This is a genomic window from Sphingomonas sp. PL-96, from assembly GCF_020707215.1.
GTDB lineage: Bacteria > Pseudomonadota > Alphaproteobacteria > Sphingomonadales > Sphingomonadaceae > Sphingomonas.
In genome coordinates, this window is the sequence record NZ_JAJFET010000008.1 from 109,788 (window position 1) to 122,830 (window position 13,043).

General features: G+C 69.4%; 13 protein-coding genes. 9 read left to right on the top strand and 4 right to left on the bottom strand.

What is annotated here, in order from left to right; translation table 11 throughout:
* Position 1: 1 nt before the first annotated feature.
* Entirely contained in the window at positions 2–841 is an 840-nt protein-coding gene (locus LK533_RS14350) for a hypothetical protein (protein ID WP_229363760.1), read from the bottom strand.
* A gap of 95 nt (positions 842–936) precedes the next feature.
* Between LK533_RS14350 and LK533_RS14355 the strand changes: the two genes are divergently transcribed.
* From LK533_RS14355 to tal, 9 genes are all read left to right on the top strand, one after another.
* On the top strand, positions 937–1,602 hold the full coding sequence (locus tag LK533_RS14355; protein WP_229363761.1) for a DUF4129 domain-containing protein: 666 nt from the start codon (positions 937–939) through the stop codon (positions 1,600–1,602).
* On the top strand, positions 1,599–2,819 hold the full coding sequence (locus tag LK533_RS14360) for a hypothetical protein (protein WP_229363762.1): 1,221 nt from the start codon (positions 1,599–1,601) through the stop codon (positions 2,817–2,819). The genes LK533_RS14355 and LK533_RS14360 overlap by 4 nt, the downstream gene beginning before the upstream one ends.
* 13 nt (positions 2,820–2,832) lie before the next feature.
* Complete coding sequence (locus tag LK533_RS14365; RefSeq protein WP_229363763.1) at positions 2,833–3,789, top strand: AAA family ATPase; 957 nt, start codon at positions 2,833–2,835, stop codon at positions 3,787–3,789.
* Complete coding sequence (locus LK533_RS14370) at positions 3,786–5,057, top strand: DUF58 domain-containing protein (protein WP_229363764.1); 1,272 nt, start codon at positions 3,786–3,788, stop codon at positions 5,055–5,057. The genes LK533_RS14365 and LK533_RS14370 overlap by 4 nt, the downstream gene beginning before the upstream one ends.
* The gene (locus LK533_RS14375; RefSeq protein ID WP_229363765.1) at positions 5,054–6,049 is read left to right on the top strand and encodes a stage II sporulation protein M; all 996 of its coding nucleotides are present in this window, start codon (positions 5,054–5,056) and stop codon (positions 6,047–6,049) included. Before LK533_RS14370 ends, LK533_RS14375 begins: the two co-directional genes overlap by 4 nt.
* Positions 6,042–6,920: an RDD family protein gene (locus LK533_RS14380; protein ID WP_229363766.1), complete on the top strand. Its 879-nt coding sequence runs from the start codon at positions 6,042–6,044 to the stop codon at positions 6,918–6,920. Before LK533_RS14375 ends, LK533_RS14380 begins: the two co-directional genes overlap by 8 nt.
* A gap of 40 nt (positions 6,921–6,960) precedes the next feature.
* The gene (locus LK533_RS14385) at positions 6,961–7,464 is read left to right on the top strand and encodes a GNAT family N-acetyltransferase (RefSeq protein WP_229363767.1); all 504 of its coding nucleotides are present in this window, start codon (positions 6,961–6,963) and stop codon (positions 7,462–7,464) included.
* Positions 7,465–7,514: 50 nt separating this feature from the next.
* On the top strand, positions 7,515–8,594 hold the full coding sequence (dinB, locus tag LK533_RS14390) for a DNA polymerase IV (protein ID WP_229363768.1): 1,080 nt from the start codon (positions 7,515–7,517) through the stop codon (positions 8,592–8,594).
* Positions 8,595–8,685: 91 nt separating this feature from the next.
* Positions 8,686–9,807, top strand: coding sequence for a transaldolase (gene tal, locus LK533_RS14395; RefSeq protein ID WP_229363769.1), 1,122 nt, complete (start codon positions 8,686–8,688; stop codon positions 9,805–9,807).
* A 70-nt stretch (positions 9,808–9,877) separates the two neighbouring features.
* Here tal and LK533_RS14400 read toward each other — a convergent pair whose 3' ends face one another.
* The 3 genes from LK533_RS14400 to LK533_RS14410 all read right to left on the bottom strand — a co-directional run bounded on the left by LK533_RS14400 (position 9,878) and on the right by LK533_RS14410 (position 13,038).
* Complete coding sequence (locus tag LK533_RS14400; protein ID WP_420705867.1) at positions 9,878–11,299, bottom strand: amino acid permease; 1,422 nt, start codon at positions 11,297–11,299, stop codon at positions 9,878–9,880.
* 22 nt (positions 11,300–11,321) lie between these two features.
* The gene (locus LK533_RS14405) at positions 11,322–11,978 is read right to left on the bottom strand and encodes a GntR family transcriptional regulator (RefSeq protein ID WP_229363771.1); all 657 of its coding nucleotides are present in this window, start codon (positions 11,976–11,978) and stop codon (positions 11,322–11,324) included.
* A 61-nt stretch (positions 11,979–12,039) separates the two neighbouring features.
* Positions 12,040–13,038, bottom strand: a complete 999-nt coding sequence (locus tag LK533_RS14410; RefSeq protein ID WP_229363772.1) for a 4-hydroxyproline epimerase — start codon at positions 13,036–13,038, stop codon at positions 12,040–12,042.
* Positions 13,039–13,043 lie beyond the last annotated feature (5 nt).

Sequence of the window (13,043 nt, forward strand, 5' to 3'; positions counted from 1 at the left end):
GTCATGCGAAGACCGCTTCCAGATCCTCGCCCACCAGCCCTTCGCGCTGGGACTTGAGCTGGTGGTAGACGGCCGAAAGTCCGGTGACGGTGAGCGCGCTCGACACCATGGTGAGCAGCGACTGGATCACGGCGCCGGTGATCCGCGCCGCTTCGGTCGCGCTTGCCAGCATGAAGCCCTGCCCCATGCCGCTCACCATCGAGAACGCCACCGCCACGATCGCGACCAGCAAGAGCAGCCGCCAGCGGGCACCGCGCACCAGCGCGCCGCTGCGGCCGAAGCTCGCGAAAACGCCGGTGCCCTCTGCGACCAGCACCGGCAGCACGATCAGCCAGGTGAGCATCAGGATGAGGCCAGGGATGAACAACAGCATCGTGCCGAAGATTACCCCCAGCCACCACAGGATGCGGATCAGGACGGCCGGCAGCAGCAGGCGCAGCCCCTTGGCAAACGCCACGCGGAAGTCGGCCGGGCGGCCGGCGAGCGCGTCCAGCGCAAGCGCGGTCATGATCACTTCGCCCAGCGTGCCGAACACCAGCCCGAGCAGCCCCCCAAAGCCGATCAAGGCCACCAGCTGCTCGCTCTCCATCTGAAACATCGACCGGCTCAAATCGACGCCGAGCACCAGCTGCAAGGCGAGGCTCGGCAGGGCGAGGACAAGGCCGGTGAGCAGGATGGGCGTACGCGCCCGGCCGAGGGTGGTGAACGCCAGCGAGACGATGTCGCTGATGCGAAACTCCCAGGAATGGCGCCGCGCCTCGTGGCGGGCGGCGAAGATCAGCAGCGCGATCAACAGGAAGGGCAGCGCAAGCAACGCCACCAGCATCAATATCACTGCCATGGATCCCCCATCCGCCCCACCGGATATTCCAAGCCTGGGGCGAAAAGCGTTGCGTGTAAATCGACGATTTGCTCCAACAGCCGTCAGGGGGATCCATGACGGCACGCGCATCGATGGAGGCTGCGGCGGCAGCAGCGCCGCCCGACCCCGCGCGGGTCGCAGAGGCGCATCGCGCGATCCTGGCCGACAAGACCATCCAGTTCGACCTGCCGACCCGTCATGTCGAGACGCGCGATGCACCCGAGTGGCTCAAGTCGCTGGGCAACGCGATCGGGCGTTTCGTCCGTTGGGTGGGCGACGGCTGGACGGTGATCGGCTGGATTGCGGTGGCGGTCGTCGTGGTGGTGCTGCTGTTCGCGCTGGTGCCGTCCTTGCGCGAATGGGCGCAGGCGCTGCTGCAACGCGGACGTCGTGGCACGACGGACGAGGCCGCGTCCTGGGCGCCGACCGAGGTTCAGGCCCGCGCGCTGCTGGAAGAGGCGGACGCGCTGGCGGCCGGCGGGCGCTATGACGAGGCGGTGCACCTGATCCTGTTCCGTAGCATCGACGACATCGCAGGCTGGCGGGGCGAGCTGGTACGCCCCTCCTCCACCAGCCGCGACATCGCCCGCGCCGAAGGCCTGCCCGGCGAGGCGCGTGGCGTGTTCGCCCGGATCGTGGCGGCGGTCGAGCGCAGCTGGTTCGGCGGACAGGCGCTGGGACCTGCGGATTGGGACGCCGCGCGCGCCGACTATGTCCGTTTCGCGCTGAAAGCCGCATGAGCGAGGCGGCCCAGCCCTTTGCGCGGCGCACCGCGATCGTGCTGGTGGTGGCGGGCACGCTGCTGGCGCTGGCGGCGATCCTGCTGAGCGGTTTTTCCGACGTGCTGTCGCGGCAGCTGGGAACGGCCCCGGCGGCGGACGAGAAGAATGGGGCCGGCTATTATGCGCTGCGCCAGCTGGTCGACCGGACCAGCGGCGGCGGGTCGATGGTGGTGGATGCCGACGACCTGATGGCGATGCCCGAACTCGCCGTGCTGACGCCGACGCTGGAGACGCAGCCCGAGGAGGTGGCCAAGATCGTCCAAGGACGGCAGGCCCGCGCCCTGGCCGACGACGACGAGACCGGCGCCTTTCCGACGTTGATCGTGCTGCCGAAGTGGCAGGTCGCGCCGCTGCCGCTGCGCCCGCATCGGGTGGAGCGTGTCGGCATGGTGAGCGACGACAAGGCAGCAGCACTGGTGCCCGCCAAGGAAGTCCGGATCAGCTATGCCCCCGGTCGCCACATCCGCAGCGCGCCAGGCTGGCGGCTCCGCCCGTTCCGCACACCCTCGCTATTGCGCGCGCTCGAGGGCGGCTCGCTGGTGCCGATCCTGCGCGATGTCGATGGCGCGGCGGTGCTGGCGCGGCTGCCGGAGACGAACACCTATGTGCTCGCCGACCCGGATCTCATCAACAACGCGGCGCTGAAGCATCCCGAAAATGCGCAGGCGGCGATCACCATGCTCGCGGCGCTCGACCCGCAGTATTCGGGTGCGGCGGTGTTCGACGCCTCGCTTCATTATGGCCCGGGCGACCGCAACCTGGTGAAGCTGTTGTTCACGCCGCCGTTCCTGGCCGCGACGCTGGCGATGATCGCCGCCGCCGTGCTCGCGGGGCTGGCGACGGCGGTGCGGTTCGGGCCGGTGCTGCGCGAGCGGCGGGCGGTGGCGCTGGGCAAGGCGGCGCTGATCGACAATATCGCAGCCCTCACCCGCCTGTCCGGCCGGACGCTGTCGGCCGGCCCCCGCTATGCCGACATGGCACGCGAGGGACTGGTGCGGAGCCTGGACCTGCCGCGCGGGCTGGACGAAGCCGCGCTGCTCGAACGGCTCGACCGGCTGGGCGAGCGCCCGGCGCGCTATTCGCAGATCGACCACCGCCTGCGCACCGCCCGCACCGAAGCGGAGCTGGTGGCGGCGGCCCGACAACTCCACGCATGGAAGGAAGCACTCGCATGAGGAACGCACTGGCATGACGCTCGAAGAGGTCCGGTCGCTCGGACAGGCGATCGACCGCGAGATCGCAAAGGCCGTGGTCGACCAGGGGCCGGTGGTGCGCTTCCTGGCGATCGCGCTGTTTTCGGCCGGGCATGTGCTGCTCGAAGGCCCGCCGGGCACCGCCAAGACGCTGCTGGCGCAGAGCTTCGCCCGTTCGCTGAGCCTCGACTTCGGCCGCATCCAGTTCACGCCCGACCTGATGCCCGGCGACATCATCGGTGCCAACCTGTTCAACTTCCAGACGTCGAGCTTCGCGCTCACCAAGGGGCCGGTGTTCTGCGAGCTGCTGCTGGCGGACGAGATCAACCGCACCCCGCCCAAGACCCAGGCCGCACTGCTGGAGGCGATGCAGGAGCGCGCGATCACCACCGACGGGCGCACCGAGCGGCTGTCGGACCGCTTCACCGTGGTCGCGACCCAGAACCCGATCGAGCAGCAGGGTGTCTATCCGCTGCCCGAGGCGCAGCTCGACCGCTTCCTGTTCAAGCTGTCGATCGGCTGGCCTTCGGAAGAGGCCGAGCGCGCGATCGTGGCGCAATACGGCAACCGCACGGGCACGCCGCGGCCGGAGGATTCGGGCGTACAAGCAGTCGCGGGCGCGGCCGAGATCGCCGCCGCCATCGCCGCGGTGTCGCAGGTGCGGCTGGTCGACCCGGTGATCGACTATATCGTGCGGCTGGTGCGCGCGACCCGCGAGCATCCGGATATCGCGAGCGGCGCCTCCCCGCGCGCCGCATCGGCCATGGCGGCGGCGGCGCGCGCGGCGGCGGTGCTGGAGGGGCGCGACTATGTCATTCCCGACGACGTGAAGCTGCTCGCGCCTGCGCTGCTGCGCCACCGGCTGATCCTGTCGCCTGCGGCCGAGATCGACGGGCGGCGGATCGACGATGTGGTCGCCTGGCTGATCGACGCGACCGAGGCGCCGCGTTGATCTATCCCACCCAGCGCGCGGTGTGGCTGGTCGCCGCGGCGGCGCCGGTGGCGCTTGCCGTCGGCATCGTCGCGCCCGGCGCCTGGGTGGCGGCACTCGGCTGGGTGGTGTTGATGGTGGTGCTGGTGGCGGTCGACGCGCTGCTGGCACCACCGCTGGGCGCTGCGCGGCTTTCGGTCGCGACCCCGGCGGCGGTCCACGTCGGCGAGACGATCGACCTCGCCCCCCGGCTGGAACAGGGCGAACGCGTGCTGCCCGCCGCCTTTGCCGCCGAGATCACGGGACCGTTCGAGCGGGTGGGTTCGCGCACCAGCACGCGCTTTCGTGCGGTTCGCCGCGGGCGTGCGGTGGTGGAGGCGCTGTGGGCGCGTCATGCGGGGCCGATGGGGCTCGCCTGGCGCCAGACCCGGCGGCCGGGCGGGCAAGCGATCGCGGTCCTGCCCGACATCCGCGCGGTTCGCGACGAGGGGATGCGCCAGTATCTCAACAGCCAGCATACGGGCCTGCGCATGCGCCGGGACAGCGGCGACGGCCAGGAATTCCAGGTGCTCACCGACTTCCAACCCGGCATGGAACGGCGCGCGATCGACTGGAAGGCTTCGGCCAAGCACGCCTCGCTGCTCGCCCGCGAGTACCAGACCGAGCGCGACAATGCGGTGGTGTTCGCGGTCGACGCGGGCCGCGCGATGAGCGACCCGGTCGGCGGCGTGCCGCGCGTCGACCGGGCCGTGTCCGCCGCGCTGCTGGCGGCGTTCGTGGCCCTCAAGTCCGGTGACCGGGTGCGGCTCTTCTCGTTCGCGGCACGGCCACAGGTGGATTCCGGCACGCTGTCGGGCACCCGCGGCTTTGCGCGGCTGCACCATGCCGCCGCCGACATCGATTACGGCACCGACGAGAGCAACTATACGCTGTCGCTGGTGACGCTCGATGGACGGCTGGAGCGGCGCTCGCTGGTGGTGATCTTCACCGAGTTCACCGACCCGACCAGTGCCGAGCTGATGCTGGCGGCGGCGCAGCGCATGTTGAAGCGCCACCGGCTGCTGTTCGTGCTGTTCCGCGATGCCGAACTGGAGGGGATCCAGGATGCCGAGCCCGCCCAAGCCGACGACCTGGTACGCGCGACCGTCGCGCATACGCTGCTGCGCGAGCGCCGGATCGTGATCGAGCGGCTGCGGAGGATGGGGGTGGACGTGATCGAGGCGCCGGCAGACGCAATGGCGCTCAGCCTGGTCGAGCGCTACCTGCGCCACCGGGAGCGGGCGGCATGAACGCGCCGCTGTTCGCCAGCCGCCATTTTCGTGCCGAGCGCGAGGCGGACTGGGCGCGGCTGGAAGCGCTGCTCGACCTGGTCGAGAGCAAGAGCCCGCGCCGCCTGTCCGAGGACGATCTGATCGAGCTGCCGCGGCTGTACCGCGCGACGCTGTCGGCGCTGTCGGTGGCGCGCGAAACCTCGCTCGACGCATCGCTGGTCGCCTATCTGGAGCGGCTGTCCACCCGCGCCTACTTCGTCCTTTATGGCTGCCGGGCACCCTGGGGGCGGCAGATCGCGGGCTTCTTTGCGTCCGGCCTGCCGCAGGCGGTGCGCGCGCTGTGGCCCGAGATCCTGGTCGCGACGCTGCTCACGATCCTGAGCGCCATCGCCGCCTATGCGCTGATCGGCGCCGAGCCGGGCTGGTTTGCCGCCATGTTCCCCGGCGAGATGGCGAGCGGCCGCGACATGAACGCATCAACCGAGTTCCTGCGCAAATCGCTGTATGACAAGCCCGAGCATGGCGGGCTGGAGCTGTTCGCGGCCTATCTCTTCACCCATAATGCGCAGGTGTCGTTCCTGTGCTTTGCGCTGGGCTTCGCGCTCGGCATCCCCACGCTGATCCTGCTGGTGCAGAACGGGGCGATGCTGGGGGCGATGTTCGCGGTCTATGCGCCGCACGGCCTGGCACCGGGGCTGTTCGGCTGGCTGATGATCCACGGATCGACCGAGCTGAGCGCGATCGTGCTGGCGGCCGCCGCCGGCCTGCGGATCGGGCGGGCGATCGCGTTTCCGGGCGAGCGCGGGCGCATTGCCGCCGCGGGGGCGGCTGGCCGTACCGCCGCCACGGTGATGCTGGGCGTGGTGCTGATGCTGCTGGTCGCCGGGCTGCTGGAGGGCTTTGCGCGCCAGCTGGTGACGAGCGACGGCGCCCGCTACGCAATCGCCGCGTCGATGTTTGCGCTGTGGGCCGGCTATTACACGCTCGCCGGGCGCACCCGCCGTGGCTAGGCGCCCGCGCACATCGCGCCCGCCGCTGTCGCTCGATCGCGCGCTGGTGACGCCGGAGGGGGTGACGCTCAACCTCCGCCTGGGCAGCGCCGGCGCGCGCGCCGGAGCGCTGGTCCTCGATCTCCTCATCATGCTCGCGATCCTGGTCGGATTCACCCTGCTGGTGGTGCTGCTGGGCCAGGTCGCGGGCACCACGACCCGGCCGCTGTTGCTGGTCGTGTGGCTGCTCGGCTTCTTCCTCCTGCGCAATTTCTACTTCGTCGCGTTCGAGGCGGGCGGGCGTGCCGCGACGCCCGGCAAGCGGCTGCAGAAGCTGCGCGTGATCGCGCGCGATGGCGGACGGCTGACCCCGGCGGCCGTGCTGGCGCGCAACCTCATGCGCGAGGTCGAGCTGTTCCTGCCGATCAGCTTCCTGCCCTTCGCCTTTGCCGAGGGGACGATCGACGGCTGGGTCGGGTTTCTGGCGCTCGGCTGGGCGTGCCTGTTCCTGTTCTTCCTGCTGTTCAATCGCGACCGGATGCGCGCGGGCGATCTGGTGGCAGGCACCTGGGTGGTGGAGAATGAGCGCAAGCAGATCGGCGTCGAGCTGCTCGATCCCACAGCGCTGGAGGGCGATCGCCACCGCTTCACGCCCGAGGAGCTCGCCGCCTATGGCACGTTCGAGCTGCACAAGCTGGAAGAGGTGCTGCGCCGCGAGGACCGCCACGACCAGTTCATGGTCGCACGCACCATCCGCACGAAGCTCGGCCGTGACCCGGACGCAGGGCATGATCGGGAGTTCCTGGAGGCCTATTACGCCGCGTTGCGGCTGGAGCTGGAACGCAAGCTGCTGTTCGGCACGCGCAAGAAGGACAAGCACGACCGGGTGTGAGGGGGGGCCGAGTCGCCCCTGAGCAGAACAGGAAAGCGCGATGATCGAGACCGAACGGCTGATCCTTTCCCGTCCTACGCTGGCGGACTTTGAGGCGAACTATACGATGTTCGGCGATGAGCGGGTCACCACCTACCTCGGCGGGCCGATGGGGCGGGAGGATTCGTGGAAAAACCTGCTGCGTAACATCGGCCACTGGGCGGCTTTCGGCTACGGCATCTTCGCATTGCACGAGAAGCAAGGCAGGCGCTTGGTCGGTCAGGCCGGCCTCGCCCATTTTCAACGCGGCTTCGGCGATGCGTTCGATCCCTATCCCGAGGCAGCCTGGGTCATCGCCGCTGATGCGCAAGGAAAGGGCTATGCGACGGAAGCCGTGCAGGCGGTTCATGGCTGGTTGGCAGTGCAGCGAGATCCTGGGCGCACGGTGTGCCTCATCCACCCGGACAACCAGCCGTCGCGAGGTGTCGCAGCGAAGCTCGGCTATCAGCCTTTTGGTGAGGTACGCCATCGCGACGCACCGGGCATCCTGTTCGCGCGCGGGTGACGAAGCGTAGGTGACAAACGCCGCCTTTGTTCCTATCCTGTTCCCGTGCCATGACCCGCAAGATCATCCATGTCGACATGGACGCCTTTTTCGCGTCGGTGGAGCAGCGCGATGCGCCGGAGCTGCGCGGGCGGCCGGTGGCGGTCGGCGGCTCGAGCGGGCGCGGGGTGGTGGCGGCCGCGAGCTATGAGGCGCGCAAGTTCGGGGTGCGTTCGGCGATGCCGTCGGCGCGTGCGATCCGTCAGTGCCCGGAACTGGTGTTCGTGCGGCCGCGCTTCGACGTCTACAAGCAGGTGTCGCAGCAGATCCGCGCGATCTTCCACGCCTATACGCCGCTGGTCGAGCCGCTGTCGCTGGACGAGGCCTATCTGGACGTGACCGAGAACCTGGCCGGGCTGCCGTCGGCGACCGAGACCGCGCTCGCGATCCGCGCCCGCATCCGCGAGGAGACCGGCCTCACCGCCTCGGCCGGCATTTCCTACAACAAGTTCCTGGCGAAGCTCGCGTCGGACGCCAACAAGCCAGACGGCCAGTTCGTGATCCCGCCCGGCGCCGGGGCGGCGTTCGTCGCCGGGCTCGACGTGGCGCGCTTCCACGGCGTCGGCCCGCGCACGGCCGAGAAGATGGCGGGGCTCGGCATCCACACCGGTGCCGACCTGCGGGACAAGGAGCTACCGTGGCTGCGCGCGCACTTCGGCAAGTCGGGCGACTGGTATCACCGCATCGCCCGCGGCGAGGACCATCGCGCGGTGACGCCGGATCGCGTGCGCAAGTCGTCGGGATCGGAGACGACCTATGGCACCAACCTCACCACGCCCGAGGCGGTGGAGGACGGCATCCGCGCGATGGCCGACGACGTTTGGGAATGGTGCGAGCGCACGCGCAGTTCGGGCCGGACGGTCACCGCCAAGATCCGCTTCGCCGATTTCCGGACGTTGACGCGCAGCCGCAGCCTGGCCGAGCCGGTCGGGGATCGCGCGACGCTGCACGGTGTCGCGGTCGAGCTGGTGCGCGGGCTCTATCCGCTGCCGATGGGAGTGCGGTTGCTGGGCGTCACCCTCTCCAACCTCGGCCCACTGCCCGACCCGGCAGCGCCGGGCATGCAGATGGCGCTCGATCTCCTGCGGTGAGGCGGGTCGATTTTTTCCGCGGCTGCGGCCATAGGCACCCGCGAGCCGAGTCCGGGCGGGCGCGGCGGCTGACAAGCTGGAAGGACAGGCTATGGGGCTCCTCAACGATCTCGGCGCCAAGGGCACCGCACCGTGGCTCGACTTCGTCGACCGCAAGTTCCTGGAGGCGGGCGGGCTGGAAAAGCTGGTGGCCGAGGACGGGCTGACCGGCGTCACCTCCAACCCGGCGATCTTCGAAAAGGCGATGGGCTATGGCGACGCCTATGATGCGACGCTTGCCGCCTATGACGCGGCCCATCCGGGTGCGGCGACCATCGATCGCTACGAGCATCTCGCCATCCAGGACATCAAGGCCGCGGCCGACACGCTGCGCCCCGTCTATGACCGTACGGATGCGAAAGACGGCTATGTCAGCCTGGAAGTGTCGCCGTACATCGCCGACGACACCGACGCGACCATTGCCGAGGCGCAGAAGCTGTGGGCGGCGGTCGACCGGCCAAACCTGATGATCAAGATCCCCGGCACGCCCGCAGGTGCGCCGGCGATCGCGGCAACGGTTGCGGCCGGCATCAACGTGAACGTCACGCTGCTGTTCTCGCTGGAGGCGTACCAGCGCGTGGCCGAGGCGCATGTCGCAGGTCTCGAGCAGCGCGCGGCGCAGGGCCTGCCGATCGACCGTATCGCCGGCGTCGCGAGCTTCTTCGTCAGCCGCATCGACGCGGTGATGGACAAGGCGATCGACACCCGCGTTGCCGAGGGCGATCCCGAGGCGGAGGCGCTGAAGGCACTGCGCGGCAAGGTCGCCATCGCCAACGCCAAGGCAGCCTATGCCTGGTACCAGGACTTCGTCGCGAGCGACCGCTGGCAGGCACTCGCCGCCAAGGGCGCGCAGCCGCAGCGGCTGTTGTGGGCGTCGACCGGGACGAAGGACCCGGCCTATCCCGACACGCTGTACGTCGACACGCTGATCGGCGCTGACACGGTCAACACCATGCCGCCCAAGACCATGGACGCGTTCCGCGAGCGCGGCACCGTTTCCGACACGCTGACTGCCGACGTCGCGGGGGCGCACCATGTGCTCGCCGAGGCCGAGCGCCTGGGCCTGGACCTGAACGGCGTAACGGAGCGGCTGGTGGAAGACGGCGTCGCCCAGTTCGTGAAGGCGTTCGACGACCTGCTGGGTGCGATCGCCAAGAAGCATCCGCACGCCTGATACACCAGGCGGGAGGTGCTGCGTGCAGCACCTCCCGCCCCCCGGCGCGGCGTCGGCCGCCGCGCGAGGTTCAGGCGGTCGCGACCGGTGCCGCCTCGCGCGCGTCGCTGTGGCGGCGGCCGTAGGCGAAGTAGATCACCAGGCCGATGACGTTCCACAGGAAGAAGCGGGTAATGGTGGAGCTCGGCAGGCTGATGAACAGGTAGATGCAGCCCAGGATCGCGAGCGTGCCGACCACATAGGGTGCCGGGCAGCGGAACAGCCGCGGCAGTTCCGGAAAGCGGCGGCGCAGGATCATCAGGCACGCGCCGACCGCAATGAAGGCGACCAGCGTGCCGGCGTTGGCGAGCTCCGCGATCTCGTCGAGGCGGAAGAAGCCGGCGACTGCGGCGACCGAGATCCCCGTCACCAGCGTGATCAGCGTCGGGGCGCCGGTACGCGGGCTGACCTTGGCGAGGCGGCGGGGCAGCAGGCCGTCGCGCGCCATCACGAAGAAGATGCGGCTCTGGCCGTACATCATCACCAGGATCACCGACGGCAGCGCGACCACGGCGGCAAGCGCGATCAGGTGGGCGGCGACCGGCTGCTGGAGCGAGCGCAGCACCAGCGCCAGCGGCTCGGGCGAGTTGGCAAGCGCGGTGTAGGGCAGCGCGCCGACGGCTGCGACCGCGACTGCCATGTAGATGATCGTGCACACCAGCATGGAGCCGACGATGCCGATGGTGAGGTCGCGGCCCGGGTTCTTGGCCTCTTCTGCCGAGGTCGCCACCGCATCGAAGCCGTAGAAGGCAAAGAACACGATCGCCGCCGCCGCCATGACGCCGCGCTTTTCGCCCATCACCTCGGTGCTGCCGAAGCCATAGGGCATGAACGGCTGGAGGTTGTCGGCCTGGAAGGCGGGCAGCGCAAAGGCGACGAACACGCTGAGCGCCACCAGCTTGATGATGACCAGGATGATGTTGAGCGTCGCGCTTTCGCGGGTGCCGGCGATCAGCATGCCCATCACCGCCAGCGCGACCACGACCGCGGGCAGGTTGATGATGCCGCCGTCATGCGGCCCGACCAGCAGCGCATGCGGCAGCGTGACGCCTGCCGCCTGGATCCAGCCGACGAGATAGCCCGACCAGCCGACCGCAACGGTCGAACAGGCAAGCGAATATTCGAGGATCAGGCTCCAGCCGACGACCCAGGCGATCCCCTCCCCCATGGCCGTGTAGCTGAAGGTATAGGCGCTGCCCGCCGCCGGGATCAGCGTCGCCATTTCGGCATAGGCGAGCGCCGCGCAGGCGCAGACCGCCCCGGCGATGGCAAAGGCGAGGATCACGGCCGGCCCGGCACGCTCCGCGCCGACGCCGGTCAGTGTGTAGATGCCGGTGCCGACGATGGCGCCGACGCCGAGCGCGATCAGGTGCGGCCAGCTCAGCGTCTTGGCGAGCTGATGCGCCTCCTGATGGCTGCTCATCGTGTGGATCGATTTACGCGGCCCGAACATCTTCACTCCCCCCTGTTTGATCCTAGCCGGGCAACTCCGCGCCGAACTGGCTCCGAAGATCGTCCAGCGTGGCCTGGATATGTGCGCTCAGCAGCGTCTGCACGGTCGCGCCGTCGCCCGAGACCCAGGCGTCGAGCAGGTCGCGATGCTCCAGATGCGCGCGATCCTCCCGCCCGGCGGGCTGGAGGTGCGCGATTACATAGCGTTCGGACAGCACCGTCAGCCGTTCGACCAGCTGGGTGGTGAGTAACCGCCCGCTCGGCCGCACCAGGGCGGTGTGGAAGCTGCGGTTGCAGCTGGCGACGCTGGCGAGATTGTTGCTGGCGGCGCTGTCCAGCGCCTCGAACGCGGCAATGGTGGCGGCGCGGTCCGCATCCTCGGCGCGTTCGGCCGCGCGGGCGGCGGCCGGCGGCTCCAGCACCAGCCGCAGCTCGAAGATCTCCTCCGCTTCCACCGCCGACATCGGGCGCACGAAATAGCCGCGGTTTGCCTGGCTGGTGAGCAAACCCTCCTGCTCCAGCCGGGCAAGCGCCTCGCGGAGCGGAATCTTGCTCACGCCCAGTTCGTTGGCGAGTGCATCCTGGCGGATCGCCACCTCTCGCGGAAGGACGCCGGTGATGATCCGCTCGCGGATGATTTCGAAAACCTGTTCAGAGAGCGTGCGAACAACGATGCTCATCTGCGAAAAACCTCCGGAGGGCCGCGACGGCCCCGCCGACAATCGACTTCGGCCGCCAGGGTCATTTGACCTGGAAACCCTTCCAGAAAGGATCGGCGCGATCAATCCAGATCGTGTTAAAGCCGGTGGCGACCGCCGACCCCTCGATCGAGGGCACGATCGCGGGCTGGTCGCCGATCGCGGTCTCTGCCTCGACCCGGCCGATGAAGCGGCTGCCGATATAGCTTTCGTGGACGAAGCGCTCACCGGTCTTCAGCTGCCCCTTGGCGGCAAGGTGCGCGAGGCGGGCGGAGGTGCCGGTGCCGCACGGACTGCGGTCAATCGCGCGGTCGCCGTAGAAGACGGCGTTGCGGCCATCGGCGCCGTCGCCGCGCGGCTTGTCCGCCCACAGGATGTGGCTGACGCCGCGGATCGTCGGGTCGAGCGGATGGACCGGCTCGAACTTCTCGCGGATCGCTTCGCGCAGGCGCGCGCTCAACTCGACCAGCCGCGAGGCGCCGAGATCGTCCAGCCCGGTATAGGCGCCCTGCGGCTCGACGATCGCATAATAGTTGCCGCCGTAGGAGACATCGACGCTGAGCGGCCCCAGCCCCTCCAGCTCGACCTGGATGCCGGTCGCAGCCACATAGGCGGGGACGTTGGTGATGCGCACCGACGTGACCTTGTCGCCCTCGCTCTCATAGGCGATGTCGATGACGCCTGCGGGCACCTCGACGCGCAGCTTGCCGGGCGTGGCGGGCTGGATCAGCCCGTGCTCCAGGCCAAAGGTGACCATGCCGATGGTGCCGTGGCCGCACATCGGCAGGCAGCCGGAGGTTTCGATGAACAGGATGCCGATGTCGGTGTCGGCCTGCGTCGGCGGGTAGAGGAACCCACCCGACATCATGTCGTGCCCGCGCGGTTCAAAGCACAGGCCCGTGCGGATCCAGTCGAAGCGCGCCAGGAAGTCCTGGCGCCGCTCCGACATGGAAGCCCCCTTCAACAGCGGCGCGCCGCCCGCCACCAGGCGGACCGGATTGCCGGCGGTGTGGCCGTCGATACAGAAGAAGGTGTGCCGCATGGGTG

What these genes read in the sequence shown, in the direction of transcription:
- LK533_RS14350 (WP_229363760.1), bottom strand. Translation starts at nt 841, where the DNA reads ATGGCAGTGATATTGATGCTGGTGGCGTTGCTTGCGCTGCCCTTCCTG.
- LK533_RS14355 (WP_229363761.1), top strand. Translation starts at nt 937, where the DNA reads ATGACGGCACGCGCATCGATGGAGGCTGCGGCGGCAGCAGCGCCGCCC.
- LK533_RS14360 (WP_229363762.1), top strand. Translation starts at nt 1,599, where the DNA reads ATGAGCGAGGCGGCCCAGCCCTTTGCGCGGCGCACCGCGATCGTGCTG.
- LK533_RS14365 (WP_229363763.1), top strand. Translation starts at nt 2,833, where the DNA reads ATGACGCTCGAAGAGGTCCGGTCGCTCGGACAGGCGATCGACCGCGAG.
- LK533_RS14375 (WP_229363765.1), top strand. Translation starts at nt 5,054, where the DNA reads ATGAACGCGCCGCTGTTCGCCAGCCGCCATTTTCGTGCCGAGCGCGAG.
- LK533_RS14385 (WP_229363767.1), top strand. Translation starts at nt 6,961, where the DNA reads ATGATCGAGACCGAACGGCTGATCCTTTCCCGTCCTACGCTGGCGGAC.
- dinB (WP_229363768.1), top strand. Translation starts at nt 7,515, where the DNA reads ATGACCCGCAAGATCATCCATGTCGACATGGACGCCTTTTTCGCGTCG.
- tal (WP_229363769.1), top strand. Translation starts at nt 8,686, where the DNA reads ATGGGGCTCCTCAACGATCTCGGCGCCAAGGGCACCGCACCGTGGCTC.
- LK533_RS14400 (WP_420705867.1), bottom strand. Translation starts at nt 11,299, where the DNA reads ATGTTCGGGCCGCGTAAATCGATCCACACGATGAGCAGCCATCAGGAG.
- LK533_RS14405 (WP_229363771.1), bottom strand. Translation starts at nt 11,978, where the DNA reads ATGAGCATCGTTGTTCGCACGCTCTCTGAACAGGTTTTCGAAATCATC.
- LK533_RS14410 (WP_229363772.1), bottom strand. Translation starts at nt 13,038, where the DNA reads ATGCGGCACACCTTCTTCTGTATCGACGGCCACACCGCCGGCAATCCG.